25 protein-coding genes and 1 tRNA gene are annotated in these 25,155 nt (G+C 66.9%); 4 read left to right on the forward strand and 22 right to left on the reverse strand.

Annotated features, from left to right (window positions below; all coding sequences use genetic code 11):
- Window positions 1-10 precede the first annotated feature (10 nt).
- The gene (locus BSZ39_RS01815; RefSeq protein WP_073715691.1) at window positions 11-649 is read left to right on the forward strand and encodes an MBL fold metallo-hydrolase; all 639 of its coding nucleotides are present in this window, start codon (window positions 11-13) and stop codon (window positions 647-649) included.
- Here BSZ39_RS01815 and rarD read toward each other — a convergent pair whose 3' ends face one another.
- The 6 genes from rarD to rpsA all read right to left on the reverse strand — a co-directional run bounded on the left by rarD (window position 650) and on the right by rpsA (window position 7,788).
- Entirely contained in the window at window positions 650-1,576 is a 927-nt protein-coding gene (gene rarD / locus BSZ39_RS01820) for an EamA family transporter RarD (RefSeq protein WP_083602856.1), read from the reverse strand.
- Window positions 1,573-3,666 (reverse strand): excinuclease ABC subunit UvrB, encoded by a 2,094-nt coding sequence (gene uvrB, locus BSZ39_RS01825; RefSeq protein WP_073715692.1) that lies wholly within the window; start codon window positions 3,664-3,666, stop codon window positions 1,573-1,575. Before uvrB ends, rarD begins: the two co-directional genes overlap by 4 nt.
- 27 nt (window positions 3,667-3,693) lie before the next feature.
- Window positions 3,694-4,695, reverse strand: a complete 1,002-nt coding sequence (locus BSZ39_RS01830; RefSeq protein WP_245792399.1) for a TerC/Alx family metal homeostasis membrane protein — start codon at window positions 4,693-4,695, stop codon at window positions 3,694-3,696.
- A 98-nt stretch (window positions 4,696-4,793) separates the two neighbouring features.
- Entirely contained in the window at window positions 4,794-5,426 is a 633-nt protein-coding gene (coaE, locus tag BSZ39_RS01835) for a dephospho-CoA kinase (protein WP_073715693.1), read from the reverse strand.
- 2 nt (window positions 5,427-5,428) lie between these two features.
- The gene (locus BSZ39_RS01840) at window positions 5,429-6,256 is read right to left on the reverse strand and encodes a siderophore-interacting protein (RefSeq protein ID WP_073715694.1); all 828 of its coding nucleotides are present in this window, start codon (window positions 6,254-6,256) and stop codon (window positions 5,429-5,431) included.
- 65 nt (window positions 6,257-6,321) lie between these two features.
- Window positions 6,322-7,788, reverse strand: a complete 1,467-nt coding sequence (rpsA, locus tag BSZ39_RS01845; RefSeq protein ID WP_073715695.1) for a 30S ribosomal protein S1 — start codon at window positions 7,786-7,788, stop codon at window positions 6,322-6,324.
- 174 nt (window positions 7,789-7,962) lie between these two features.
- Between rpsA and BSZ39_RS01850 the strand changes: the two genes are divergently transcribed.
- A complete protein-coding gene (locus BSZ39_RS01850; protein WP_073715696.1) occupies window positions 7,963-8,763 on the forward strand; it encodes a class I SAM-dependent methyltransferase in 801 nt (266 codons plus the stop codon).
- On the opposite strand, the gene polA is transcribed toward BSZ39_RS01850, so the two are convergent.
- A complete protein-coding gene (polA, locus tag BSZ39_RS01855) occupies window positions 8,760-11,435 on the reverse strand; it encodes a DNA polymerase I (RefSeq protein WP_073715697.1) in 2,676 nt (891 codons plus the stop codon). The genes BSZ39_RS01850 and polA overlap by 4 nt on opposite strands.
- Between polA and BSZ39_RS01860 the strand changes: the two genes are divergently transcribed.
- Entirely contained in the window at window positions 11,425-11,889 is a 465-nt protein-coding gene (locus tag BSZ39_RS01860; protein WP_143180325.1) for a PaaI family thioesterase, read from the forward strand. The two genes, polA and BSZ39_RS01860, sit on opposite strands and share 11 nt — an antisense overlap.
- A gap of 28 nt (window positions 11,890-11,917) precedes the next feature.
- Here BSZ39_RS01860 and BSZ39_RS01865 read toward each other — a convergent pair whose 3' ends face one another.
- From BSZ39_RS01865 to hisF, 11 genes are all read right to left on the reverse strand, one after another.
- The gene (locus BSZ39_RS01865; protein WP_083602863.1) at window positions 11,918-12,598 is read right to left on the reverse strand and encodes an ANTAR domain-containing response regulator; all 681 of its coding nucleotides are present in this window, start codon (window positions 12,596-12,598) and stop codon (window positions 11,918-11,920) included.
- A 34-nt stretch (window positions 12,599-12,632) separates the two neighbouring features.
- Window positions 12,633-12,714: transfer RNA gene (locus BSZ39_RS01870), tRNA-Leu, on the reverse strand.
- A gap of 74 nt (window positions 12,715-12,788) precedes the next feature.
- Window positions 12,789-14,219, reverse strand: a complete 1,431-nt coding sequence (gene pyk / locus BSZ39_RS01875) for a pyruvate kinase (protein WP_073715698.1) — start codon at window positions 14,217-14,219, stop codon at window positions 12,789-12,791.
- A gap of 41 nt (window positions 14,220-14,260) precedes the next feature.
- Complete coding sequence (gene trpA / locus BSZ39_RS01880) at window positions 14,261-15,055, reverse strand: tryptophan synthase subunit alpha (protein ID WP_073715699.1); 795 nt, start codon at window positions 15,053-15,055, stop codon at window positions 14,261-14,263.
- 4 nt (window positions 15,056-15,059) lie between these two features.
- On the reverse strand, window positions 15,060-16,301 hold the full coding sequence (trpB, locus tag BSZ39_RS01885) for a tryptophan synthase subunit beta (protein ID WP_073715700.1): 1,242 nt from the start codon (window positions 16,299-16,301) through the stop codon (window positions 15,060-15,062).
- Window positions 16,302-16,318: 17 nt separating this feature from the next.
- The gene (gene trpC / locus BSZ39_RS01890) at window positions 16,319-17,134 is read right to left on the reverse strand and encodes an indole-3-glycerol phosphate synthase TrpC (RefSeq protein WP_073715701.1); all 816 of its coding nucleotides are present in this window, start codon (window positions 17,132-17,134) and stop codon (window positions 16,319-16,321) included.
- A gap of 30 nt (window positions 17,135-17,164) precedes the next feature.
- Window positions 17,165-17,419 carry an HGxxPAAW family protein gene (locus BSZ39_RS01895; protein WP_073715702.1) on the reverse strand — a complete coding sequence of 85 codons (255 nt, stop codon included), beginning with the start codon at window positions 17,417-17,419 and terminating at the stop codon, window positions 17,165-17,167.
- A gap of 29 nt (window positions 17,420-17,448) precedes the next feature.
- Complete coding sequence (locus tag BSZ39_RS01900; protein ID WP_083602857.1) at window positions 17,449-18,024, reverse strand: Trp biosynthesis-associated membrane protein; 576 nt, start codon at window positions 18,022-18,024, stop codon at window positions 17,449-17,451.
- The gene (locus tag BSZ39_RS01905; RefSeq protein ID WP_073715704.1) at window positions 18,021-19,547 is read right to left on the reverse strand and encodes a chorismate-binding protein; all 1,527 of its coding nucleotides are present in this window, start codon (window positions 19,545-19,547) and stop codon (window positions 18,021-18,023) included. Before BSZ39_RS01905 ends, BSZ39_RS01900 begins: the two co-directional genes overlap by 4 nt.
- On the reverse strand, window positions 19,544-19,876 hold the full coding sequence (gene hisI / locus BSZ39_RS01910; protein WP_073715705.1) for a phosphoribosyl-AMP cyclohydrolase: 333 nt from the start codon (window positions 19,874-19,876) through the stop codon (window positions 19,544-19,546). The genes BSZ39_RS01905 and hisI overlap by 4 nt, the downstream gene beginning before the upstream one ends.
- Window positions 19,873-20,637 carry an imidazole glycerol phosphate synthase subunit HisF gene (gene hisF / locus BSZ39_RS01915; protein ID WP_073715706.1) on the reverse strand — a complete coding sequence of 255 codons (765 nt, stop codon included), beginning with the start codon at window positions 20,635-20,637 and terminating at the stop codon, window positions 19,873-19,875. The genes hisI and hisF overlap by 4 nt, the downstream gene beginning before the upstream one ends.
- A 39-nt stretch (window positions 20,638-20,676) precedes the next feature.
- On the opposite strand from hisF, the gene BSZ39_RS01920 reads away from it, so the two are divergent.
- A complete protein-coding gene (locus BSZ39_RS01920; protein WP_073715707.1) occupies window positions 20,677-21,180 on the forward strand; it encodes a uridine kinase family protein in 504 nt (167 codons plus the stop codon).
- Here BSZ39_RS01920 and BSZ39_RS01925 read toward each other — a convergent pair.
- From BSZ39_RS01925 to dop, 4 genes are read right to left on the reverse strand one after another with little or no spacing between them, the layout of a single operon-like run.
- Complete coding sequence (locus tag BSZ39_RS01925) at window positions 21,177-22,055, reverse strand: FKBP-type peptidyl-prolyl cis-trans isomerase (RefSeq protein WP_073715708.1); 879 nt, start codon at window positions 22,053-22,055, stop codon at window positions 21,177-21,179. The genes BSZ39_RS01920 and BSZ39_RS01925 overlap by 4 nt on opposite strands.
- Window positions 22,046-23,428 carry a Pup--protein ligase gene (pafA, locus tag BSZ39_RS01930; RefSeq protein WP_073715709.1) on the reverse strand — a complete coding sequence of 461 codons (1,383 nt, stop codon included), beginning with the start codon at window positions 23,426-23,428 and terminating at the stop codon, window positions 22,046-22,048. The genes BSZ39_RS01925 and pafA overlap by 10 nt, the downstream gene beginning before the upstream one ends.
- A complete protein-coding gene (locus BSZ39_RS01935; protein WP_073715710.1) occupies window positions 23,425-23,604 on the reverse strand; it encodes a ubiquitin-like protein Pup in 180 nt (59 codons plus the stop codon). Before BSZ39_RS01935 ends, pafA begins: the two co-directional genes overlap by 4 nt.
- A 9-nt stretch (window positions 23,605-23,613) precedes the next feature.
- The gene (gene dop, locus BSZ39_RS01940; protein WP_073715711.1) at window positions 23,614-25,155 is read right to left on the reverse strand and encodes a depupylase/deamidase Dop; all 1,542 of its coding nucleotides are present in this window, start codon (window positions 25,153-25,155) and stop codon (window positions 23,614-23,616) included.

A 25,155-nucleotide genomic window follows, 5' to 3' on the forward strand; every position in this document is an offset into this window, starting at 1 on the left:
CAATGGGGCCATGGATATTGTGCGCAGCAGCGAGCTCACCATCACCCGCCTCACCGTCGGCGATATGGACAACAAGGTCTACCTCATCAGGGAGACAGACAGCGGCCGCGTCATCGTCGTCGATGCCGCCGCCGACGCCGACGCGATCCTCGAGGCCGGCCAGGACGAGTTCGGCAACGTCCGCATCGACCGCATCATCACGACGCACCGCCACGCCGACCACGTGCAGGCGCTCGGCGACGTCGCGGCGCGGTCGGCGGTGAAGGCCTACTCCGGGGTCAACGACGCGCAGGCGATCCAGGACGCGACGGGCGTGCCGCAGCATCCGCTCGCCGACGGCGACCTCGTGGCTCTCGGCAACGTGCGGATCACTATCGTCGAGCTCGTCGGCCACACCCCCGGCGGGATCGCGCTGATCTTGCGCCCGAAGGAGCATCCGCCCGTCGTGATCTCGGGCGATTCGCTCTTTCCCGGCGGCGTCGGCAAGACGCATAGTCCCGAGGACTTCACGCAGTTGCTCGGCGATGTCGAGCGCAAGCTCTTCGACGCGCTGCCCGACGAGACCGTCGTCCTGCCGGGACACGGGGATGCGACGACGCTCGGGGCCGAGCGGGGTTCGCTTCAGCAGTGGCGCGAGCGCGGCTGGTAGTTAGCTCATCTCGGGCCACCACAGGTCGTGGCGGCGCTTGCGGCGCAGCACGCGCCAGGCGCCCTCGGCGGCGAGGACGAGCACGGCGAGCCAGATGAGGCCGTAGGTCGGCATCTCGGCGGCCGTGATGCTCTCCCCAAGCAGCGTGAACGCGACGATGACGAGCAGGACAGGCTCGAGGTAGCTCAGCAGGCCGAACAGGGCGAATGGCAGCCAGGTCTGCGCGCCCGTATAGACGGCCATGGCGCCCGCGGACAGGATGCCGAGGCCAATGATGAGCGCGAGCGCGCTGCCGCTTGCCGCGTGACGCAGCGCGGTCGGGTTACCGACGACAGCGAGCGAGAGCGGCACCATGAGCGCCATCTCCGCCCAGAGCGCGGACGAGGAGGCCATGTCGGCGAGGCGGCGGCAGACGAAATAGGCCGGGTAGCCGATCGCGACGACGAGCGTCACCCACGTGAGGCTGCCGGCACGGACGGCCTCGTAGGCGACGCCGAGGAGCGCGAGGACCGTCGCGATGCCTTGGCCGCGCGTGATCGACTCGCAGAATCCGACGCGCCCGATGACGATCATGACGAGCGGCATGAGGAAGTAGCCGAGTGAGAGTTCGGCGGCGCGGCCCGCGCCGGGCGCCCAGGTGAAGAGCATCATCTGTGCGGCGAGCAGGCTCGCGTTGGTCAGCAGAACGGGGATCCGCCACCAGGAGTGGGTGAGCGTCGTGACAAACCGGATGACGCGCGGCCAGCGGCCGGTTGCCACCATCGCAAGCGTGAGCGCCGGGAACGTGAGCAGGAGGCGCCAGCCGAAGATCTCCCAGCCGCCGAAGGTGCGCGCGAGGATGTCGGAGTAGAACGCGAGGAACGCGAACAGGACAGAGGCGGCGAGCGACGCGGCGATGCCGCGCGTCATGAGGTTGGAGCTGCTCACTGCGCCGCTCTCATTTGGCGCAACTCCTTCTTTAGGTCGGAAATTTCGTCGCGGAGTCGGGCCGCGAGCTCGAACTGCAGTTCGGCGGCGGCGCCGCGCATCTGCTCGGAGAGGTCCTCGATGAGAGTGACGAGTTCGCCCTCGGATTCGGTCGCGACCTGCTCGCGCACGCGCGCGCACGCCTTCTTGCGCTCGGCCGCGCTCGGCCCGCTGCCGGCGCCGCGGTAGCCGCCCTTGAGCAGTTCCTCGGTGTCGATGTCCTCGCGGGCGAGCATGTCGGTGACGTCGGCGATCTTCTTGCGCAGCGGCGTGGGGTCGATGCCGTGTTCGGTGTTGTAGGCGATCTGCTTGGCGCGGCGACGTTCGGTCTCGTCGATCGCGATCCGCATCGCCTCGGTGACCTTATCGGCGTACATGTGGACTTCGCCCGTGACATTACGGGCGGCGCGCCCGATCGTCTGGATGAGCGATTTCGAGGAGCGCAAGAACCCCTCTTTATCCGCGTCGAGGATCGCGACGAGGCTGACCTCGGGCAGGTCGAGGCCCTCGCGCAGCAGGTTGATGCCGACGAGCACGTCGAACTGGCCGAGCCGCAGCTCGCGCAGCAGTTCGACGCGCCGCAGCGTGTCAACGTCGGAGTGCAGGTATTGGACCTTCACGCCCTTGTCGAGCAGATAGTCGGTGAGGTCCTCGGCCATCTTCTTCGTCAGGGTCGTCACAAGGACGCGTTCGTCGCGCTCGACGCGCGCGCTGATCTCGCCGAGCAGATCATCGATCTGGCCCTCGGTGGGTTTGACGACGACCTTCGGGTCGACCAGGCCCGTCGGGCGAATGATCTGTTCGACGACGCCGTCGGCCTGCCCGAGCTCATAGTCGCCCGGCGTCGCCGACATGTAGACGGTCTGCCCGATGCGCTCCAAAAACTCGTCCCAGCGCAGCGGCCGGTTATCGAGCGCGCTCGGCAGCCGAAAGCCGTGGTCGACGAGCGTACGTTTGCGGGAGGCGTCGCCCTCGTGCATCGCCCCGATCTGCGGGACGGTCACGTGAGATTCGTCGATGACGAGGAGGAAGTCCTCTGGGAAGTAGTCGAGCAGCGTGTGCGGCGGCGTGCCGGGGCCGCGGCCGTCGATGTGGCGCGAGTAATTTTCGATGCCGGCGCATGTGCCGACGGTGCGCATCATCTCGAGGTCATAGGTGGTGCGCATGCGCAGCCGCTGGGCCTCGAGCAGTTTGCCCTGGGTCTCGAGTTCCTTGAGGCGCTCGGTGAGCTCGTCTTCGATGTCCTTCATCGCGCGTTCCATGCGCTTTGGGCCCGCGACGTAGTGGGAGGCCGGGAACAAGAAGACCTGCTCGGTGGATTCGACAACGTCGCCCGTGACCGGGTGGAGCGTGGCGAGCGCGTCGATCTCGTCGCCGAACATTTCGATCCGGATCGCGAGTTCCTCATACACGGGGATGATCTCGATCGTGTCGCCGCGCACCCGGAACGTGCCACGCGTGAAGGCGAGGTCGTTGCGGGTGTATTGCATGCCGACGAACTGGCGCAGCAGGTCGTCGCGATCGATCTGCATCCCGACGTGCAGCGGCACCATGCGGTCGACGTACTCCTGCGGCGTACCCAGGCCATAGATACAGGACACGGATGCGACGACGACGCAGTCGCGGCGCGTGAGCAGCGAGTTCGTCGCGCTATGCCGCAGCCGCTCGACCTCGTCGTTAATCGAGGAGTCCTTCTCGATATAGGTATCGGTCTGCGGGACGTAAGCTTCCGGCTGGTAGTAGTCGTAATAGGACACGAAGTACTCGACCGCGTTATTCGGCATGAGTTCGCGCAGTTCGGCCGCGAGCTGAGCGGCGAGCGTCTTGTTCGGCGCCATGATGAGCGTCGGACGCTGCACCTGCTCGATCAGCCACGCGGCCGTCGCCGATTTACCGGTGCCCGTCGCCCCGAGCAGGACCATGTCTTTTTCGCCCGCGTTGATGCGGTTCGTGAGCTCTGCGATCGCCGTCGGCTGGTCACCGGACGGCGTGAATTCGGAGATGACTTCGAGCCGATTGGCGGCGCGGACAAGGTCGGTTTCGGGGCGCATGCTCCCAGGGTAGTTCAGTGCGCGGACTTAGCGATCCGAGAGCGATGGAACATGCTTTTCGCGCCGCGAAGCGATGAGCGAGGCGACCGTCGTGATGAGCAAGACGCCCGCGATCACGCCGAGCGAGACCGCAATCGGTACGTGCGGCGCCCACTCGATCGGCTTGCCACCGTTGATGAACGGCAGCGAGTTCGTGTGCATCGCTTCGAAGATGAGCTTCATGCCGATGAACGCGAGGATGACCGCGAGGCCGTAGGGCAGGTAGACGAGGCGGTCGAGCAGGCCACCGAGCAGGAAGTAGAGCTGGCGCAGGCCCATGAGCGCGAAGAGGTTCGTCGAGAACACGACGAACGGGTCCTTCGTCAGGCCGAAGATCGCCGGGATCGAGTCGAGGGCGAAGAGCAGGTCCGTCGAGCCGAGCGCGAGGATGACGACGAGCATCGGCGTCCACATCTTCTTGCCGTCGATCACGGTGCGCAGCTTCATGCCGTCGTACTCGTTGTGGATGGGCAACACCTTGCGCAGTGCGCGGATGGCGAAGTTTTCCTTGTATTCTTCGTCTTCGCCATGCGAGCGGATCAGCGAGATCGCGGTCCAGATGAGGAAGAAGCCGAAGAGGAAGAAGATCCACGAGAAGCGCGCGATGAGGCCCGCGCCGATGAGAATCATGATGCCGCGCAGCACGAGCGCGATGATGATGCCGATCATCAGGACTTCCTGCTGGCGGTTCGGCGGCACCCTAAAACGCGACAGGATGATGACGAAGATGAAGAGGTTATCAACCGACAGCGAATACTCGGTCAGCCAGCCGGCATAGAACTCGGTCGCGACCTGGCCGTTGGCGACGAGGGCTAGGACGCCACCGAAGATCAGCGCAGCGGTGACGTAGATGCCGACCCAGATCGTGCACTCACGCATCGTCGGGATGTGCGGCCGGTGCACGACCCACAGCAGGTCGAAGACGATGACGGCGCACATGATGCCAAGGGCGATGGCCTCAAAGGTGTAGGACAGGTGTGCAGAACCCACGGGCGACCTTTCATGCGGGGACGGTGAAGGGACCGAGGTCTCTTCCGCCCGGAGGGCATCGGACCCGAGCCCCCACCGTTAGGCGCTGTGATGGCGGGTTACCGATCGCGGGAATACTCCCCTCGCAGGTCATCATAACCCGTTGAATCGGCCAGCTCGCGATAGAGCTGGGTGACGTTCGCGACCATCTGGGCTCGCGGCACGTTGGCGTCGATGACGTGGGTGGCGATGGCGCGGCGGTGCTCATCGCTTGCCTGCGCGCGCATGCGGGCGGTGGCGTCGGCCCGGCTCATGCCGCGGCTTTCGATGAGGCGCGCGATGCGCGTGTCTTCGTCGGCCTCGACGGTGAGGATGGCGTCGAAGGGCAGGTTTCCGGCGCCGATTTCGGCGAGCAGCGGGATGTCGTGGACGACGACGCCGGGCGCGGCTGCGTCGAGCGCGGCGGCCCGCTCGCAGATGAGTGGGTGCGTGATGGCTTCGAGGTCGGCGCGGGCATCGTCGTCGGCGAACACGATCGCGGCAAGGGCTGCCCGGTCGATGCTGCCGTCGGCGGCGCGTACCGGGGGGAAGCGCGCAAAAACTTTTTCGCTACCCACGCTTCCCGGGGCGACGACCTCACGGGCGAGCGAGTCATAGTCGATGACGTGCGCGCCAAGTTCGGCAAGGTGGGCAGCGACGGTCGACTTGCCGGCGGCGATGCCTCCGGTCAGGGCGATGCGGAATCGTGGCATGGCTAGTCCGGCAGGGGCGCGTGGTGATCGTAGTTCGCTTCGCCGCTACGCCAATAGCCCTCGAAGGCGGCCTGCTCGCGGTCGCATCGGGGCTTGAGGTGGCGGCGCAGCTGGGCGAGGAGCATCGCCTCTCCCCCGGCCCACACGAACGTGTCGGGCGCGATGGTGTCGATCGCGCGGGCCGCGGCGAGCAGCGCGTCGCCATCGTCGTGCCAGGTCAGGCGCGGCGCACCGGGTGCGTCGGGGTTCGCCGCGCAGGTGGGGTCGGCGGCGCCGGTCAGGTAGTCGAGGTAGGCGCGGTCTCCCCCGCGCGCGATGAGGTGGGCGCTGATGGCAAGGCCCGGGCCCATCTCGATCCAGCGCGCGACCGAAGGCAGCGCGGTTTCGTCGGCGAACAGGATGAGCGATTCGGCGCCGTTGGGGACCGGCTTGCTGCCACGCGGCCCGAGGATCCACGTCACCTCGCCAGGGCGCACACGCCTGGCCCAGGCGGTCGCAGGGCCGGGATCGTCGTGGTCGAAGAAGTCGATCATGAGCTGCGGTGGGCGCATCGCCGTCGAATACCACCGCGGCGTGTAATCACGCAGGATGCCGTCATACGGGCGCACGAGCCGGTCCTCGCGCACGACGGGTTCGGGCGCAACGCCGTCGTCGGGGATCACGAGTTTGACGTGGTCGGTGGGGCCGGCGGAGACGAAGTCGAGGAGGTCTTCACTTTCGAAGGTCACGCGAATGAGGTTCGTCGTCACGTGCTGTACGTCGGCGACGCGAACCCGTCGGGCTTTCAGATCGTGGCGGATCCGCTCGCGCGTGATCGGAGAAGGCGTCATGGGCACAGACTATCAAAAAAGCTCCGCCCGCCCCTTGATCGGGACGGGCGGAGCTTTATGGGGTCTTAGTGACCGGTGAGCTTCTCACGGAGAGCAGCCAGCGCCTCATCGGAGGCGAGGGTGCCGCCGGCGTCAGCCGGAGCCGCGGTGTAAGACGCGGGGGCGGGCACGGAGGTGTCGCCCTCGGCCGAAGCCTCGGCGTCATCTTCCATGGCCTTCGCGACCTGAGCCTTGTGGGCTTCCCAACGGGCCTGGGCCTGGACGTACTGGCCTTCCCATTCCTCGCGCTGTGCTTCGTAGCCTTCGAGCCATTCGTTGGTCTCGGGGTCGAAGCCTTCGGGGTACTTGTAGTTGCCCTGCTCGTCGTACTCGGCGGCCATGCCGTACAGCGACGGATCGAAGTCGTCGGAGTTCGGGTCGACGCCCTCGTTGGCCTGCTTGAGAGACAGCGAGATGCGGCGGCGGTCGAGGTCAATGTCGATGACCTTGACGAAGAGTTCGTCGCCGACCTTCGCGACCTGCTCGGGCACCTCGACGTGGCGCACGGCCAGTTCGGAGATGTGCACGAGGCCCTCGATGCCGTCTTCGACGCGCACGAACGCACCGAACGGGACGAGCTTGGTGACCTTGCCGGGCACGACCTGGCCGATGGCGTGGGTGCGGGCGAACAGACGCCACGGATCTTCCTGGGTCGACTTCAGCGACAGGGAGACGCGCTCGCGATCCATGTCGACGTCGAGCACCTCGACAGTGACTTCCTGGCCGACCTCGACGACCTCGTTCGGGTGGTCGATGTGCTTCCAGGACAGTTCGGAGACGTGGACGAGACCGTCGACGCCGCCGAGGTCCACGAACGCACCGAAGTTGACGATCGAGGAGACCACACCGGAGCGAACCTGGCCCTTCTGCAGGGTCTGCAGGAAGTGCGAACGCACCTCGGACTGGGTCTGCTCGAGCCAGGCGCGACGCGAGAGGACCACGTTGTTGCGGTTCTTGTCGAGCTCAATGATCTTGGCTTCGATCTCGCGGCCGATGTAGGGCTGCAGATCGCGCACGCGACGCATCTCCACGAGGGAGGCGGGCAGGAAGCCACGCAGGCCGATATCGAGGATCAGGCCGCCCTTGACGACCTCGATGACGGTGCCGGTGACGACGCCGTTTTCTTCCTTGACCTTTTCGATGGTGCCCCAGGCACGCTCGTACTGAGCGCGCTTCTTGGACAGCAGGAGACGGCCTTCCTTATCTTCCTTCTGGAGGACCAGGGCTTCGATCTTGTCTCCGACCTCAACGACCTCATCCGGGTCGATGTCGTGCTTGATCGAGAGTTCGCGGGAGAGGATAACACCTTCGGTCTTGTAGCCGATGTCGAGGAGAACCTCGTCGCGGTCGACCTTGACGACCGTGCCTTCGACGATATCCCCGTCATTGAAGTACTTGATGGTCTTGTCGATCTCAGAGAGGAGTTCCTCTTCCGAGCCGATGTCATTAACAGCGACCTGGGGGGTCGAAGGGGTGGTGGAGGTGGTGGTCATTGAGTGATGACTCCGATACGGACAATTGTAGGTATTGATGGACAGGTTGTTGGCAACGCAGTCGTCGCCGTAGGCAAGTCTACTCACCCTTACCAAGCCGGAGCAACCAATTTTGCCAGGTTTTACGCGATAGCCCGATCACGTTTCGGTCACGATTCGCTTAACGTGGGATTCATGGGTGACGAATTTTTTGGTTACCGGCCACTTGCGGCAGGCAGCCACCTCACCCACGAGTACTGGGATCGGGGCGCGAGAGACTATGCCGATGAGCATGTCGACTTCCTCACGCGGAACCGCCTGATCTGGGGGCCGGAGGGCTGGGATGAAGCCGATGTCCAGTGGCTCGGGACGCCCGAGGATCTCGCGGGTTTGCGCGTGCTCGAGGTCGGGTGCGGGCTCGCGCAGGGCGCGCGGTATCTGGCCTCGCTGGGGGCGCACGTCGTCGGGATCGATATCGCGCCCGGCATGCTGGGCGAGGCCCACCGGATCGATGCCGAGCTGGGCCGCGCTCCCCTTCCGCTACTCGCCGCCGATGCGTGCGCGCTGCCGCTCGCCGATCAGGTGGTTGACCTCGCGTTTTCGGCGTTCGGTGCGATCGCGTTCGTGCCCGATGTCGCGCCGCTGTATGCCGAGGTCGCGCGCGTGCTGCGGCCCGGTGGGCGCTGGGTATTTTCGGCACCACATCCGATGCGTTGGGTGTTTTCCGATGATCCGGTCGACGTCGAGCCCGAGCTGATCCGGTCGTATTTTGACCGCACGCCCTATCTCGAGGGGCACGGCGATCAGGTCAGCTACGCCGAGTTCCACCACACGCTCGAAGACCACGTGGCGGCGCTGGCCGCGAGCGGGTTCGTAATCGAGTCCTTGCGTGAGCCGCAGTTCGCGCCCGGCGTCGAGACGACGTGGGGCGGCTGGTCGGCCGAACGCTCGCGGCTGTTCCCGGGGACGATGGTGGTGCAGGCGCGCCGGCGTTAGTGGCCGGCGGCCCGCCAGGATTCGCCCACGCCGACGGAAACGTCGAGCGGCACGTTGAGCTTCGCGGCGCCCGCCATGTGCTCACGCACGAGTGCTTCGACCTGTTCGAGCTCGCCGGGCGCGATCTCTAAGACGAGTTCGTCGTGCACCTGCAACAGCATGCGCGAGGCGAGGCCGGTTTGGGTGAGGGCGTCGTCGATCGAGATCATCGCGACCTTGATGATGTCGGCGGCGCTGCCCTGGATCGGCGCGTTGAGGGCGGCACGCTCGGCCATTTCGCGGCGCTGCCGGTTATCGCTCGTGAGGTCGGGCAGGTAGCGGCGGCGGCCGAACATCGTCTCGGTGAAGCCGGTGCGGCGGGCTTGTTCGACGACGGTGCGCAGGTAGTCGCGTACTCGGCCGAAGCGGTCGAAGTACTCGTCCATGAGGGACTTGGCTTCGCCGACCTCGATGCCGAGCTGGCGCGAGAGGCCGAAGGAGGACAGCCCGTAGGCCAGGCCGTAGCTCATGGCTTTGACGCGGCTACGCATCTGGGGCGTGACCTCGTCGATCGCGACGTCGAAGACGCGGGCGCCGACGAAGTTGTGGAGATCTTCGCCCTTGCGGAAGGCTTCGATGAGTCCGGCATCTCCCGACAGGTGCGCCATGATGCGCATTTCGATCTGCGAGTAGTCGACGGTCATGAGGGTCTCGAAGCCCTCGCCGACGACGAAGGCCTCGCGGATGCGCAGGCCCGCTTCGGAGCGGGCGGGGATGTTTTGCAGGTTCGGGTCCGTCGAGGACAGGCGGCCCGTGGCGGCGACGGTCTGCTGGAACGTCGTGTGGATGCGGCCGTCGTCGGCCGTCGCCGAGCGGAGCGTCTCGACGATCTGGCGCAGCTTGATGCGGTCGCGGTGCGCGAGGAGTGCGGCGAGGAACGGATGGCCGGTCTTATCGAACAGGTCGGACAGGGCTTCGGCGTCGGTGGTCCAGCCGGTCTTCGTGCGCTTGGTCTTGGGCATCTGCAGATCCTCGAACAGGACTCGCTGCAACTGCTTTGGGCTCGAGAGGTTGATCTCTTCGCCGATGGCGGCGTAGGCGTCGGCGGCGGCCTGCTTGACGTCGGCATCGAGTTCGTCGAAGAGCTCGTTAAAGACGGTGGCCGAGACGGCGATGCCGGTTGATTCCATGTCCTGCAAGATGCGCTGGACCGGCAGCTCGAGCTTGGTCATGAGGTGGGACAGGGCGCGATCTTCGAGTTCGCCGGTGAGCTGGACTTCGAGTTCGGCGATCGCGAGGGCCTGCTGGGCAAGCGTATCGATCGCGGCATCGGAGTCGAGTTCGAAGGCGAGCTGCCCGCTCTCGGCATCGCTCGCGGCGACGTCGCGGTCGAGGTAGCGCTGGGCGAGGTCGATGAGGCTATGGCGGCGCTGGTCGGGGTGGATGAGGTAGGCCGCGATATCGGTATCGAACACGACGGAGTCGAGTTCATAGCCGAGGGCGCGCAGGCGGTGCCACAGCTGCTTTGCATCGTGGGCGATCTTCGGCGCCGGGCCCGAAAGGAAGGCCGAGAGGACCGCGTCCTCGCCTTCGGGCAGGGCCGACAGGTTGAGCACGAGGGCGTGGCTGCGCGTGGCGAGCGCGAAGCGGTCGACATCCGTCGCGCCCTCCGATATCGCGAGAGCGATTCGTTGCGCGTTTTCGTCTTCGGCGTGCGTCTGCAGGAACGCGGCGAGGTCACCGTCGTCGGACCAGGAGGCGATATCGAAGGACAGGTCCGGCTTATCGCTCGCACTTGCGGAGGCATCAGCATCGAGGGTGGCAAAGACGCGGTCGCGCAGCGTGTTGAATTCGAGTGCGTCGAACACGGTGTGGACGGCTTCCCGGTCGACCGGTTCGACGATGAGCTCGTCGAAGCCGACGCCGAGATCCATGTCGGCCAGCAGGTGGTTTAGCTTGCGGTTGCGCAGGACGTTTTCGAGGTTGTCCCGGAATGACTGGCCGGCCTTGCCGCCGATCTCGTCCGCGCGTGCGATGACGTTGTCGAGTCCGTCGTACTGGCCGATCCATTTCGCGGCCGTCTTCGGACCGACGCCGGGGACGCCCGGCAGGTTATCGGAGGTCTCCCCCACGAGCGCCGCGAGTTCGGGGTAGCGTGCCGGCGGCACGCCGTACTTTTCTTCCACCGCTCCCGGCGTGAAGCGCTTGAGGACCGAGACGCCCTTCGTCGGGTAGAGCACCGTCGTCGTGTCCGTGACGAGCTGCAGGGTGTCGCGGTCGCCGGAGCAGATGAGGACATCGTCGAAGCCGGAGTCCTCGGCGGAGGTCTTCAGCGTCGCGACGATATCGTCGGCCTCAAAATCGGGCGCCTCGAGGTGGCGGATGCGCAGCGCGTCGAGCACCTCTTTAATGAGCGGGATCTGGCTCGCAAATTCCTCGGGCGCCTTATCGCGGGTGCCCTTGTAATCGGAGTATTCACGGGTGCGGAAGGTCTCCGAGCCGACGTCGAAGGCGACCGCCACGTGGGTGGGCTTCTCCTCTGCGATGAGCTTGAGGAGCATCGAGGTAAAGCCGTGGACCGCGTTCGTGTGCTGGCCGGTCGACGTGGCAAAATTGTCGACGGGTAGGGCATAAAAAGCCCGAAACGCCATCGAATGCCCGTCAATGAGGAGGAGTCTGCGCATGTCGCTCATGGAATACAGCCTAGAGCCCCCCTCGGACTCGATCGACCTGGGTGCGCTCGCCGATCGCCTCGAGATGCGCCTAGTGGGCGTTGCTGTGGATCACGCAAGCGACCTGCGTTGCGTTATGACGATGCCGGTCGCGGGCAATACGCAGCCGTTCGGGCTCTTACACGGCGGTGCGAGCGCGGCCCTTGCCGAGCAGGCGGGCAGCGTCGCGGCGTTCATCGATCATCCGGGTAGGCGCCCCGCCGGCGTCGACCTTTCGATCAAACATGTGAGCGGCGCGCGCGAGGGCATGGTCGGCGGTTACGTCTATCAGCTCGCCGTCTCGCGTCGGCTCGCGACCTACCGCATCGAGGTGCGCCGCGTCGGCGACGATCTGGCTGCTCCCGGGGATATCGTCGCGACCGCGCAGCTCACCGTCGTCTTCACGAACCCGGATACGACAACGCCCCGCGAGTAGTTCGCGGGACGCCGTTGCTAGGACGTCGCTAGGACTTCTTGGTGCCGATCTGCTCGATGACGGCGTCGGCGACCTCGCGCATCGTGAGGCGACGGTCCATCGAGGTCTTTTGGATCCAGCGGAAGGATTCCGGCTCGGTCAGGCCCATCTTGCTCATGAGCAGGCCCTTGGCGCGGTCGACGCGCTTGCGGGTCTCGAAGCGGTCGGTGAGGTCGGCGACCTCGGCCTCGAGCGACTGGATCTCGTTAAAGCGCGAGACCGCGATCTCGATCGCGGGCAGCAGGTCGGAGGGGTTGAACGGCTTTACGACGTAGGCCATCGCGCCGGCATCGCGGGCGCGCTCGACCAGTTCGGTCTGCGAGAACGCCGTGAGCATGACGACCGCGCAGATGCCTTCCTTGATGATGCGTTCGGCGGCGGTGATGCCGTCCATTTCCGGCATCTTGATGTCCATGATGACGACGTCGGGCTCGAGCTCGGTGACGAGTTCGACGGCCTTGAGTCCATCGCCAGCTTCGCCGACAACGTCGTAGCCCGAATCGGTCAGGCATTCCACGATGTCGAGGCGGATCAGCGGCTCATCTTCAGCCACGACGACGCGGCGGGCGGCGCGCTTACCGGTCGGTTCCTTCGCCGATTCGCTCGCAATGTCATCGAGTTCGATGGGCGCCGAATCCTTGTCTTCGGTCACCTCGTTCTGTTCGCTCATGTTCGCTTCTTTCACGCGGTTGGCCTTGGCTAAGTGCTCCCGGAGGGACTCGAACCCTCACGCCTTTCAGCGCTGCATTTTGAGTGCAGTGTGTCTACCGATTCCACCACAGGAGCTCGCTTCAGATGCAGCTTTTACGGTACCACCGGCGTTGTGGTGCTCCGATACATCTGAGAGCGTGATCCATCACTCAGCGTTCGACGGGGAGGTGGACCTCTCCGATCTTGTGGACGCGGATCGAGTTGGTTGAACCGACGGTGCCCGGAGGCATGCCAGCGACGATGACGACGCGGTCGCCGTTTTCGCCAAGTCCCGACTCCTGCAGGTAGTAGTCGACCTGCTCGACCATGTCGTCGGTGTGGGAGACGGCCGGCACCTTATAGGTGTGCACGCCCCACGACAGGGCGAGCGAGTTGCGGGTCGCTTCCAGCGGCGTAAAGGCGAGCAGCGGGATGGGCGAACGCAGCCGCGACATGCGGCGGGCCGTATCGCCCGACTGGGTGAACGTCACGAGGTACTTGCACTCGATCATTTCGCCGATTTCCGCGGCGGCCTTCGTGATGACGCCGGAGCGGGTGTGCGGAGCCGAGGTGAGCGGGGCGATGCGGTCGCCACCGTTTTCCTCGGTGTTTTCGATGATACGGCTCATGGTGCGCACGGCTTCGATCGGGTATTCACCGACCGAGGTTTCGCCCGAGAGCATGACGGCGTCGGCGCCATCGAGGATGGCGTTGGCGCAGTCGGAGGCCTCGGCGCGCGTCGGGCGCGGGTTGGTGATCATCGATTCGAGGACCTGGGTCGCGACGATGACCGGCTTGGCGAAGCGGCGCGCGAGCTCGATCGCGCGCTTTTGGACGAGCGGCACCTGCTCGAGCGGGAGCTCGACGCCGAGGTCGCCGCGGGCGACCATGATGCCGTCGAACGCGTCGACGATTTCCGTGAGGTTCTGGACGGCCTGCGGCTTTTCGATCTTCGCGAGGACGGGCACGCGGTGGCCGACCTCGTCCATGATCTCGTGGACGTCTTCGATATCGCGTGCGGAGCGCACGAAGGACAGGGCGATGAAGTCGGCGCCGATCTGAAGCGCCCAGCGCAGGTCTTCCTTGTCCTTTTCGCTCAGTGCGGGAACGGACACGGCGACGCCGGGCAGGTTGATGCCCTTGTGGTTGGAGACCGGGCCGGGCACCTCCACGCGGGTGACGACGTCGGTGTCGGTGACGTCAAGGACTCGCAGGGCGACCTTGCCGTCGTCGATCAGGAGGGGGTCACCGGTGCGGCAGTCGCCGGGCAGGCCCTTGAACGTCGTCGAGCACAGATCCTTCGTGCCGACGACATCGCGCGTGGTGATGGTGAAGGTCGCGCCTTCTTCCAAAAACACGGGGCCGGATTCGAACGTGCCGAGGCGGATCTTCGGACCCTGCAGGTCGACGAGGACCGCGACGGCGCGCCCGGAGGTTTGGGCCGCGGCACGCACATTGGCGTATACGAGTTCGTGTTCTTCGGCGGTTCCGTGGGAGCGGTTGATTCGCGCCACGTCCATTCCGGCATCGACGAGTTCTTGGACTTTTTCCGGGGTTTCAGTCGCCGGACCAATCGTGCAAACGATTTTGGCTCTACGCATGTTTCCAGTCTACGGGGTGGGGGGCTTTCTCGAGACTGATCTTAGCCCCCCGCGCGGGCACCCTCGCACCCGGCCGCGAGTTCGGTCGCGAGACGGGCGAGGCGATCCATGCCGTCATCGAGCGCGCGCAGCAGCGCGGAGCCCACGATCACGCCGTCAGCGAACGATCCGATCTCGCGGGCCTGGGTGCCCGAGGACACTCCGAGGCCGACACACACGCGTTGCTCGGAGACCTCGCGCGTGCGGGCTACGAGCGTCTCGGCCGTCGAGTCGACTTCGCGGCGCTCCCCGGTCACGCCCATCGTCGAGGCGGCGTAGACGAAACCGCGGCAGGCGGCGGCCGTCATCGCGAGGCGCTCGTTCGTCGAGGACGGGGCGACGAGGAAGACGCGGTCGAGGTCGAAGTCCGTGGCGGCGCCGATCCAGTCCTCGGCTTCGTCGGGGATGAGATCGGGCGTGATCGTGCCCGCTCCCCCGGCGGCCGCGAGGTCGCGGGCGAAGCGCTGTTCGCCGTAACGGAAGATCGGATTGTAGTACGTCATGACGAGGATCGGCGCGCCCGTCGCGGCGAGTTGCTCCACGATGGAAAAGACGTGCGGGGTGCGGGTGCCGGCGGCGAGTGCGGCAGCTCCGGTGTGCTGGATGACGGCGCCGTCCACGCCGGGGTCGGAGTACGGTAGGCCGATCTCGAGCATGTCGAAGCCGTGCTCGAGCAGGAGCTTGCCTGCGGCGACGGTCGTATCGACGTCGGGATAGCCCGCGGTCAGGTAGCCGATGAGGGCGGCGTCGCCGCGGGCGAGCCGGGCGTCGATGGCCGCTTCGGTGCGTGAGGTCACGGGCTTACTCCTGCCTGAGGTCGGGGTCGACGAGGTCGAAATACGCGGCCGCGGTGGCCACGTCCTTATCGCCGCGACCCGAGAGGTTCACGATGATGACGGGCTCGTCGCCGTCGTCATAGATCCCGTTGGCGTTCTCGCGGCCCCAGCGCATCGCGCCGGCAAGCGCGTGCGCGGATTCGATCGCGGGGATGATGCCCTCGGTGCGCGACAGCAGCTGGAAGGCTTCCATCGCTTCGGCATCGGTGGCGGGCCAGTAGGTCGCGCGGCCGATCGAGTGCAGGTAGGCGTGTTCGGGGCCAACGCCCGGATAGTCCAGGCCGGCGGAGATGGAATGCGATTCGATCGTCTGGCCGAACTCGTCTTGCATGAGGTACATCTTCGCGCCGTGCAGGATGCCGAGTGAGCCGCCCGCGATCGAGGCCGCGTGACGGTCGGTGTCGACGCCGTCACCCGCCGCTTCGATACCGAGCAGCGTGACGTCCTCGTCGTCGAGGAAGGCGTGGAACATGCCGATCGCGTTCGAGCCGCCGCCAATGCAGGCGACGACAGCATCAGGCAGGCGGCCGATGCGGTCCTGGATTTGCTCGCGCGCCTCCTCGCCGATGATCTTTTGCAGGTCGCGCACCATCGCCGGGAACGGGTGCGGCCCCGCGGCGGTGCCGAAGATATAGTTCGTCGTCTCGACGTTCGTCACCCAGTCCCGGAACGCCTCGTTGATGGCATCTTTCAAGGTGGCGCTGCCGGCATCGACGCTCACGACCTCTGCGCCGAGCAGGCGCATCCGGGCGACATTCAGGGCCTGGCGGCGCATGTCTTCGCGGCCCATGTAAATGACGCACTTCAGGCCGAGCAGCGCGGCCGCGGTCGCGGTCGCGACGCCGTGCTGGCCGGCGCCGGTCTCCGCGATGACGCGGGTCTTGCCGATCGCGCGCGTCAGCAGGGCTTGGCCGAGAACGTTGTTGATCTTGTGGCTGCCCGTGTGGTTGAGATCTTCGCGTTTCAAAAAGACGCGGGCCGGGCCGCAGTGCTTGGCAAAGCGCGGGACTTCGGTCAGCAGCGAGGGGCGGTGGACGTAGTCGCGGTGCAGGTCGGAAAGCTCGATGCGAAACGTCGGGTCGTCTTTCGCTTTTTCCCACGCGACCGTGAGATCGTCGAGCGCGGCAATGAGCGCTTCGGGCACAAATCGGCCACCGAACGGCCCGAAGTACGGCCCGGTCTGGTTCGCCAGGGAACGGTGAGGCACGTCCCCTCCTTCCTCACTTACTCCCACTGCTGATGCGTCGCGGGATGTTTGGTAATCGAGACCATGTCGGCCACGGCTTTGCGGGGGTCGCCATCGCGCACGAGGGCTTCGCCGACGAGGACGGCATCGGCGCCGGCCTTCGCATACGTCCACACGTCGCGCGGGCCGCGCACGCCAGATTCGGCGACGCGGATCACCGAGGACGGGATGACTTCGACGACGTCGGTGAAGACCGATCGGTCGACGTCGAGCGTGTGGAGGTTGCGGGCGTTGACGCCGATGAGGCGCGCGCCCGCGTTGACGGCGCGCATCGCTTCGACGCGGTCATGGACCTCGACGAGCGCGGTCATCCCGAGGGAATGGATACGTTCGATGAGCGAGGTGAGGACGACCTGGTCGAGTGCGGCGACGATGAGGAGGACCATGTCGGCGCCGTAGGCGCGCGCCTCCCAGATTTGGTAGGGCGTGACGATGAAGTCCTTGCGCAGCAGCGGCACGTCGACCGCCTTGCGCACGGCTTCGAAGTCCTGCAGCGAGCCGCCGAAATGCCGCTGTTCGGTCAGCACCGAGATCGCGGTGGCACCGCCCGCTTCGTAGGCGCGGGCGAGTTCGGCTGGGTCGGGAATGGTGGCGAGCGCACCCTTGGAGGGGCTGCGGCGTTTGACTTCCGCGATGAGGGAGACGACCGCGTCGCGCTGCTGGAAACAGGCGATCACATCGATGGCGCTATCTCGGCGCTCGGCGCGCTCTTTTAACTCATCGAGGCTGACGCGCGCCTCTCGTTTGGCGACGTCTAAGCGGACGCCGCCGACGATCTCATCGAGTACGGACATTCTTCCTCCCAGCACGTGCTGAGCGTCAGCCTAGTCCTCGTACCAGTCGCGTACGGCAACTGTCCGCGGTTGGCCCTGCCCCGCGGCGCGCAGGCCGATTCCAGTCAGGGCGCCGATGACGAGGAGCGCGACTCCGGCGATCTGCGTCGGCACGGAATACAGCACCATTCCAGCGGCGATCACGGCCGAGCCGAGGATCGTGAGCCAGACGAAGATCCACGACGCGCGCGTGCGACCGTGGTTCTCGTAAGGCGAGGCGGGGGGCAGGGAATACTGAATGTTCATGGTGTCCTCCTGGCGGCAAGCTTACCGAATTATTTGGTGGGGTCTTCCCCGCGTCCCAGAGCGTCCCAATCGTCGATTGCTTGGCCTCGCGGATCGGGCGACACCGGCGAGTCCGTGGGGATCGTCCGGATGTCGTAGCGGCTGACGGTCGTGGTCCAATGGCCGGCGATCGCGGCGCTGAACAGGGCGATCGCGATCGCGAGGAGCGCGAGCAGCGAGCCGACCCAGATCGTCGGCAGCGTGTGGATCGCGGAAATCTCTGCGGTGCCCGACGTGAGCGATGTGAACGTTTCGGTGAGGTCGCGCGGCGTCGCGAACAGCAGTGTCGATAACGCCCACAGGCTGACGCCCGCGGCGAGGGCCGCGATGAGGCACACGATGCGCGAGCCGAGGCGCGTCGTGAATACGAGCGCGATCGACGCGGCGATGAGGGCGAGGGCCCCGGCGGCGCCGGCGGGCGCGAGCTGGACGCCGGTGAGCGTCGTTTTCGTCGTGCCCGCAACCGAGGTGACGTCGGCCTGCAGCCAGCCGAGGACGCTCGTGCCAAGGAGCAGGACCCCGAGGACCGTCAAGAACGTCGCGACCTGTTTTCGGCTTAGTCTCATTGGGCCTCTCCCCTCAGTTGGTTCGCGCGGGCGACCGCGGCGAGCGCGGCGGCAGCCTTGGTGCGCGACTCGTGCAGTTCGCTTTGCGGGTCGGAATCGGCCACGATCCCGGCCCCGGCCTGAACGTAGGCGCGGCCGCGTGCGATGACGGCGGTGCGGATCGCGATCGCCATGTCGAGGTTGCCCTGCCAGTCGAGGTAGCCGACGACGCCGCCGTAGATGCCGCGGCGCGTCGGTTCGAGCTCGTCGATCAGCTCCATCGCCCGCACCTTGGGCGCGCCCGACAGGGTCCCCGCGGGGAAGGCCGCGGCGAGCGCGTCGAGCGCCTCACACTCATCCGCGAGCGTGCCGGTCACCGTCGAGGTGATGTGCATGATGTGGGAATAGCGCTTGATCGCCATATAGTCCGGGACCGTCACGCTGCCGGGGGTGCACACGCGCGACAGGTCGTTGCGGGCGAGGTCGACGAGCATGACGTGCTCGGCGCGCTCCTTTGGGTCGGCGAGCAGTTCGTCGGCGATGCGGGCGTCGGCTGTTGGGGTGGCGCCGCGGGGGCGGGAGCCCGCGATCGGGAACGTGCGCACGGCGCGCTCGCGCACCTCCACGAGCGTCTCGGGCGAGGAGCCGACGATGTGGAAGGACTCGCCCTCTCCCGTCGGCAGGTGCAGCAAGAACATGTAGGGCGACGGGTTGGTCGCGCGCAGGACGCGGTAGACGTCGAGCGCCTCGGCGCTGCACGCGAGCTCGGCGCGCTGCGAGAGCACGATCTGGAAGACCTCGCCGTCGCGGATCGCGTCCTTCGCACGCGCGACGATGGCCATAAACTCCTCGGGCGCCATATTGAACGTCGGCTCGGCGCACTCGGCGGGCGCCTCGCGGCGGGCGATGCCGCGCGTCGGGATGTCCTCGAGCGCGGCCTCCATCTGATCCAGCCGGGCGAGCGCGTCGCGGTAGGCGTCATCGACACGCTCGTCGCTGCCGTCATAGTTAATGGCCGAGGCGATGAGCCACACGTCGCCGCTGCGGTGGTCGAAGGCGAGGATGTCGGTGGCGAGCGCCATCGCAACGTCGGGCACGGGGACATCGGGGGCGACGCGCGGCGGCAGGTGTTCGAGGCTGCGCACGATCTCCCAGCCGAGCGCGCCCACGAGACCGCCGGTAAAGGGCGGACAGTCCTCGCCGACTGGACCGTGGCGTAGGAGTTCCGCGGCCTCGCGCGCGAGGTCCAGCGCCGGGCCGGAGACGGTGAATCCCGCGGGGACCTGGCCGTGCCAGTAGGCTTCGCCGTCGGGCTCGGAGATGAGGAAGGTGCGGCAGTTGGCGCCGACGAAGGACCAGCGGCCCCATTCGCCGTGTTCGGCGGATTCGAGGATGAAGGAGCCGGGTGCGTTCACGAACGTACGGTAGGCGGCCCCCGGGGTGAGATCTTCGGCGAGCAGGCGCCGAGTAATCGGCACGGCCCGGCTGCCCTGGGCGAGCCGACGGAAACCAGCAAGGTCGGGCGTCGTTTCTCCCCAGGTCATGCGGGGCCTCCCACGGTGACGTCGAGCTCGCGGCCGGTGAAGCAGGTGGGCGTGCCCGTGTGGCAGGATGGCCCGACCTGGGTGACGGTGACGAGCGCGGTATCGCCGTCGCAGTCGAGCGCGACGGATTTGACGTACTGGACGTTGCCGGAGGTATCGCCCTTGCGCCAGTATTCGCGCCGGGAACGCGACCAGAACCAGACGCGGCCCGTCGTGCACGTGCGGTGGAACGCCTCGGCGTCCATATAGCCGAGCATGAGGACGCGTCCGTCGGCCGCGTCCTGGATGATCGCGGGCAGCAGGCCCGCCTCGTTGAACGCCGGATTCACGACCGGACCTCGAAACCGGCGTCGGCGAGGCCGGCCTTCACGTCGGCGATGCTGAGCGTGCCGTAGTGGAAGACGGAGGCGGCCAGGATCGCGTTCGCGCCCGCGCGCGCTGCCGCAACGCAATGCTCGACGCTGCCGGCGCCGCCCGAGGCGATCAGTGGAAGGTTCACCGCGTCGCGCACGGCGGCGAGCATGTCGAGGTCGAAGCCCGCACGCGTGCCGTCGGCGTCCATCGAGTTGAGCAGGATCTCGCCGACGCCGCGGTCGGCCGCTTGCGTCGCCCACGCGATCGCGTCGAGTCCGGCGGACTTGCGGCCGCCGTGGGTCGTCACCTCATAACCGGAGGGCTGGTCCGCGCAGGCGCGCGCGTCGAGCGAGAGCGTGATGACCTGCGAACCGAAGCGCTGCGCGATCTCGCTGATGAGTTCCGGACGCGCGATCGCGGCCGTGTTGATGCTGATTTTGTCGGCCCCGCAGGCGAGCAGTTCGGCCACGTCGTCGATGCTGCGTACTCCCCCGCCGACGGTGAGCGGCACGAAGACCTCTTCGGCGGTGCGCTTCACGACCTCGCGGGTCGTGCCGCGTCCTTCGGCGGAGGCGGAGATGTCGAGGAACGTGATCTCATCGGCCCCGGCCGCGTCGTATGCGCGCGCGAGTTCGACGGGGTCGCCGGCGTCTTTCAGGTTCGTGAAGTTCACACCTTTGACGACGCGGCCATCGAGGACATCGAGGCAGGGAATAATCCGGATTGCAGGCGCCATGGGCCTTAGCCTACCGGCGGTCGGGCTAGGGTGAGGATCGTGACCAGACCTCACCCGCCCCGCGCGATCATCGCGGTCGATGGCGCGACCGGCGCCGGGAAAACGACGCTCGCGACCGCGCTCGCCCGCCAGCTGGGAGGCGTCGTGCTCTCGCTCGATTCGCTGTGCCACGGCTGGGTTGACCTCTCCGGTGGAGTCGCGCGCGGCGGCGCGCTCGCGGCCGAGTTCAAGGCGAGCGGCGAGCTGCGCTATCGCCCCTACGACTGGGTGAACGCACGCGTTAGCGAGACGCCGATTCAGGCGCGTGGCCACGTCCTCATTGTCGACGGGTGTGGTGCGGCGAGCGATGAATTCGTGGCGGCGGCCGGTGGACCGATCTGGGATGCGGTCGTGTTCGCGCAGGCGAGCACGCGCGAGCGCGAGGCGCGGATCGCGGCGCGCGATGACTACGACTGGAGCGAGCACCGCGGGCCGTGGCAGGCCCAGCACGACGCATTGTCCTACGCCGCCTCGCTCGACGTGCCGAGCGTGATCGTCGGCTAATTCTGGACGTCGGAGTTAAACGCGGCGAGGATATCGACGACCATGACGAGCGTGTCGGTGCCCGCCGCCTGATCCGGCGGGATGACGAGCAGCAGGCGCGAGCCGACGCGCTGGTCGAGGATGCCAGCCCGAAGGCCCGGGATGACGCCGTTGAGGTTGAGCGTGATCGGCGTGTGCGGCTCCGTCGCGTCGACGAGCTCGCCGGAGGACCAGTGCGTCTGCGTGAATGTCACCATGACGTGCTGGTTTTCCAGGACCTGTGCGCCCTGACCCGTGAGCATCGGGGCGATGACGAGCTTCGCGGGCGGCGCGGCCTCCCCCATCGCGCTCGCCTGCTGGCGTTCGTTGACGAGCTTGACCTCGGGCATGCCCTTGGGAAGCTCGGAGACAGTGCCCTCGGCGACCGTCGGCAAAATATCGACGACGGTGACGAGCGTCGTGTCCTTGCTCTTGATCTGGACCGGCTCGAGCAGGACGATGCGGCTGCCCTCGTGTTCGCCGATGAGGGATTTCGCGAGTTCCGTGCCGACGCCCTCATCGGTGATCTTCACGATTTTGGGGACGCCGAGTGCTTCGCCCTCGATGAGGGCGCCGTCGCCATCGAAGGTCGTCACGGTGAGGATCGCGCTGGAGCCCTCGGTGAGCTGGCGGCCGTAGCCGGGGACCGCCTGGAGTTTTTCGCGCGAGGTGACGGACATGCCCTTGGGCAGGGCGACGGACGGGATCGAGCCGAGCGACCCGTCGACGACGACCGACTGAACCTGCGGGCTCGCCTCGGTTTCCTTCTCCTGGGTGTTGCAGCCCGCCAGCGCCGTGGCGGCCAGAGCGAGGGCGGCGCAGGCGGCCGCAACGCGGCGGGAAATCGCTACGCCCATGGCAACTCGCTTTCCGTGGGGGGGATCTCGGCTAACAGTGCGGCGACGCGGTCATCGGACGCGCTGAACGGGTCGTCGAGCCGGATCGCCTGGTGGTTCGCGTCATTTAACCGGATGTGCGTCCAATCGACCGTATGATCCCGGCGATACTTCGCGGCGAGCGTAAGGAACTGGCCGCGCAGATGGGCGCGCGTGGTCGTGGGGGCGGTCGTGCGCGCGGCATCGACGTCGGCGTCGGTCGTGAAGCGGCGCAGCATGCCGCGCTGCTCCATGCGCTGCCAGATGCCGCCGCTGGTCACGTCGTGGTAGGCGAGCATGAGGCGCGAGGCCTCGAAGGAGTCGAGGCCGAAGCCCCGGGCGCTCAGGGAGTCGAGGAGTTTTTTCTTCACGGCCCAGTCGAGCTCGGTATCGACCGCGGAGGAGTCCTGGCTCGCGACGGCGTTCAGGCCGCGTTCCCACAGGTCGAGGGAGTAGCGGTGCAGGTCCGTGAACTCGAGATCGGCGCCTGCGATCGCGTCGAGGTAGTGCCGCTGGATATCGACCGCGGTGAGCGCCCGCCCGTCGTCGAGATCGCAGCGCACCGTGCCCGAAATGTCCTGGCAGACCTCGCGGATCGCGCGCATCGGGTCGATGAGGCAGAAGCGGGGTAGCTCGCCGCGTTCGGCGAGCGTGAGGAGCAGTTCGGTGACGGCGACCTTCGCGAGCGTCGCCGCTTCCGAGACGTTCGTGTCGCCGACGATGACGTGCAGGCGGCGGTACTTGTCGGCATCGGCGTGCGGCTCATCGCGCGTGTTGACGATCGGGCGTGAGCGCGTAGTCGCCGAGGAGATCGCATCCCAGGTCTGGTCGGCGCGCTGGGAAAACCCGTAGCTCGCGCGGCGGCGCTTGAGTTTTAAATAGCCGGAGCCGACGACGACCTGGCGCGTGACGAAATACGGGATGAGCGAGTCGACCATCTGTCGAAAGCGCGGCGTGCGACGCACGAGGTAGTTCTCGTGGCAGCCATAGGAGTTGCCGCGCGAGTCGGCGTTATTGCGAAACAGGTGGATCGCGCCGCTGATCCCGCGCTGGCGCAGCCGCTTGTTCGCCTGCGCGGCGAGGTCGGCCATCATCATCGAGCCGGCGCGGTCCTGTGCGAGCAGGTCGGGCAGGTTATCGCATTCGGCGGTCGCGTACTCGGGGTGCGCGCCGACGTCGAGATAGAGCCGGCCGCCGTTAGTCAGGAACGCATTGGTGGATCGGGAGGAGGCCTGCACCGGCCGAAACAGCTCGTGGGCTGCCTCCTCGGCACCGAGTGGCGGCTCGCCGACGCCCGTGTTAGCGCAGGTGATGCCGTACTCGGTCTCGATCCCGTAGATGCGTCGCTGGCTCACTGGCCGCCTTTTTGCACGAATCCTTGGACGAAGGACTCGGCATTGGTCTCCAGCACGGCGTCGATCTCGTCGAGCAGGTCGTCAACGCTCGACGTCTGGGTCGTCGCGCTGATCTCGATTTCTTCTTCTTCGACTTCCTGGCTCGCGGACTGCGGCCGGATCTGTTCTCGCCTCATTACTACCTCCTACTGCACTGCCGCGAGGCTGGCCGACAAATCATCAGTCGGGAGCTCACCGCAGCGGCTTTTGCTACCACCGTACGGGTCGGGCAGGCCGATGCGCACGAGCGCCTCGCTATCCGGATCGCGCACCGTCAGCGACGTCCACGACGCGGCGGCGACATCGCGCGGATAGGAAGCGATGAAGTGGCCGCGCAGGTAGGCGCGCGTGTCCGTCGGCGCGGCCTCGATCGCGCTACTGATCTCTGCCTCGGTGACGAGGCGGCGCACCTTGCCGGAGCGGTCAAGCGCGCCCGAGAGCGAGCGGGCGGGATCGAGGTCGCTGAACTGCAGGTCGGCGGCGGCGAGCTTCGGGTCATCCCAGGCCAGTCCCCCGCGTTCGCGCAGCCGCTCAAGCAGGTGGAGCTTGCCGACCCATTCGATGTCGGTCTCGACGCGCGTGAGGTCGGTGCGTAGCCCGTCGAGCAGCCGGCTCCAGGTCTCCATAACGTCGACGGTGGCCACGTCGGTGATCCCGTCGGCGGCGAGCGCGTCGGCGATCAGGTCGCGGAAGATCGAGTGGATATCGAGCGCGGTGTGGCGCCCCGAGGCCGTCGACAGCGTGTGCGTGAGCGGGTCGCGCGAGACGCCGTAGCAGTCGAAGACGGGCGCGGACAGGCTGAGCGCGTCGAGGTCGAGCGGGACCTCGCCGCGTTCGATGAACCACAGCACGAGCGAGGTGACGCCGAGCTTGACGTAGGTCGAGACGTCGAACGTGTTGGCATCGCCGACGATGACGTGCAGGCGGCGCCAGCGCCTCGCGTCGGCGTGTGGCTCGTCGCGCGTGTTGATGATCGGCCGGTTGAACGTCGTCTCGAGGCCGACCTCGTTTTCGATGTAGTCGGCGCGCTGGGAGATCTGGAATGCGGCCTCCTCGCTGCGCTGCCCTATGCCGACGCGGCCCGCGCCGCAAATGAGCGGGCGCACGGCGAAGAATGTCGTCAGGTGCGTGACGACATCGCCGAAGGCGACGTCGCGGTCGATGAGGTAGTTCTCGTGCGTACCGTAGCTCGCGCCCTTGCCGTCGACGTTGTTCTTGTAGATCCCGACGTCGCGCCCCTGTGCTTTCAGGTTCGCGGCCGCACGCGTCATGATGGCATCGCCCGCGCGGTCAAAGCGCACGGCCTCAAGCGGCGTCAGCACCTCGGGGCCGGAGTATTCGGGGTGGGCGTGATCGACGTACAGCCGCGCGCCGTTGGTGAGCACGGCGTTGGCGGGCCCGGAGCGCTCCAGGTGCGGGGCCTGCGGCGCGACATTCGTGCCGGGGCCCGACGGCGCATGCCGCTCCGGATCGTCGGTCAGCATCGAGGGGTCGGCGGCGGCGCGCGGGAGCCGGTAGCCGCGCGCATCGGCGAGCGGGTCCTCACCGCGGTAGTCCCACGGCACATGCGGGACTTGCTCAGCGTAGGCGCGCACGATCGCGTTCGACAGCTCGATCGGGTTCGTGGCGGCGCCGCGCTCGAGGATACCGTATTCGGTTTCGGTCCCCATCGGGCGGATAACGGACAT

It is taken from the genome of Bowdeniella nasicola (assembly GCF_001907295.1).
GTDB classification, from domain to species: Bacteria; Actinomycetota; Actinomycetes; order Actinomycetales; family Actinomycetaceae; genus Bowdeniella; species Bowdeniella nasicola.

Excerpts from the sequence above, each read along its gene's own strand:
- BSZ39_RS01815 (WP_073715691.1), top strand. The coding sequence starts at position 11 with ATGGATATTGTGCGCAGCAGCGAGCTCACCATCACCCGCCTCACCGTC.
- uvrB (WP_073715692.1), bottom strand. The coding sequence starts at position 3,666 with ATGCGCCCCGAAACCGACCTTGTCCGCGCCGCCAATCGGCTCGAAGTC.
- coaE (WP_073715693.1), bottom strand. The coding sequence starts at position 5,426 with ATGCCACGATTCCGCATCGCCCTGACCGGAGGCATCGCCGCCGGCAAG.
- BSZ39_RS01840 (WP_073715694.1), bottom strand. The coding sequence starts at position 6,256 with ATGACGCCTTCTCCGATCACGCGCGAGCGGATCCGCCACGATCTGAAA.
- rpsA (WP_073715695.1), bottom strand. The coding sequence starts at position 7,788 with ATGACCACCACCTCCACCACCCCTTCGACCCCCCAGGTCGCTGTTAAT.
- BSZ39_RS01850 (WP_073715696.1), top strand. The coding sequence starts at position 7,963 with ATGGGTGACGAATTTTTTGGTTACCGGCCACTTGCGGCAGGCAGCCAC.
- BSZ39_RS01860 (WP_143180325.1), top strand. The coding sequence starts at position 11,425 with ATGTCGCTCATGGAATACAGCCTAGAGCCCCCCTCGGACTCGATCGAC.
- polA (WP_073715697.1), bottom strand. The coding sequence starts at position 11,435 with ATGAGCGACATGCGCAGACTCCTCCTCATTGACGGGCATTCGATGGCG.
- BSZ39_RS01865 (WP_083602863.1), bottom strand. The coding sequence starts at position 12,598 with ATGAGCGAACAGAACGAGGTGACCGAAGACAAGGATTCGGCGCCCATC.
- pyk (WP_073715698.1), bottom strand. The coding sequence starts at position 14,219 with ATGCGTAGAGCCAAAATCGTTTGCACGATTGGTCCGGCGACTGAAACC.
- trpC (WP_073715701.1), bottom strand. The coding sequence starts at position 17,134 with ATGTCCGTACTCGATGAGATCGTCGGCGGCGTCCGCTTAGACGTCGCC.
- BSZ39_RS01895 (WP_073715702.1), bottom strand. The coding sequence starts at position 17,419 with ATGAACATTCAGTATTCCCTGCCCCCCGCCTCGCCTTACGAGAACCAC.
- BSZ39_RS01900 (WP_083602857.1), bottom strand. The coding sequence starts at position 18,024 with ATGAGACTAAGCCGAAAACAGGTCGCGACGTTCTTGACGGTCCTCGGG.
- BSZ39_RS01905 (WP_073715704.1), bottom strand. The coding sequence starts at position 19,547 with ATGACCTGGGGAGAAACGACGCCCGACCTTGCTGGTTTCCGTCGGCTC.
- hisF (WP_073715706.1), bottom strand. The coding sequence starts at position 20,637 with ATGGCGCCTGCAATCCGGATTATTCCCTGCCTCGATGTCCTCGATGGC.
- BSZ39_RS01925 (WP_073715708.1), bottom strand. The coding sequence starts at position 22,055 with ATGGGCGTAGCGATTTCCCGCCGCGTTGCGGCCGCCTGCGCCGCCCTC.
- BSZ39_RS01935 (WP_073715710.1), bottom strand. The coding sequence starts at position 23,604 with ATGAGGCGAGAACAGATCCGGCCGCAGTCCGCGAGCCAGGAAGTCGAA.
- dop (WP_073715711.1), bottom strand. The coding sequence starts at position 25,155 with ATGTCCGTTATCCGCCCGATGGGGACCGAAACCGAATACGGTATCCTC.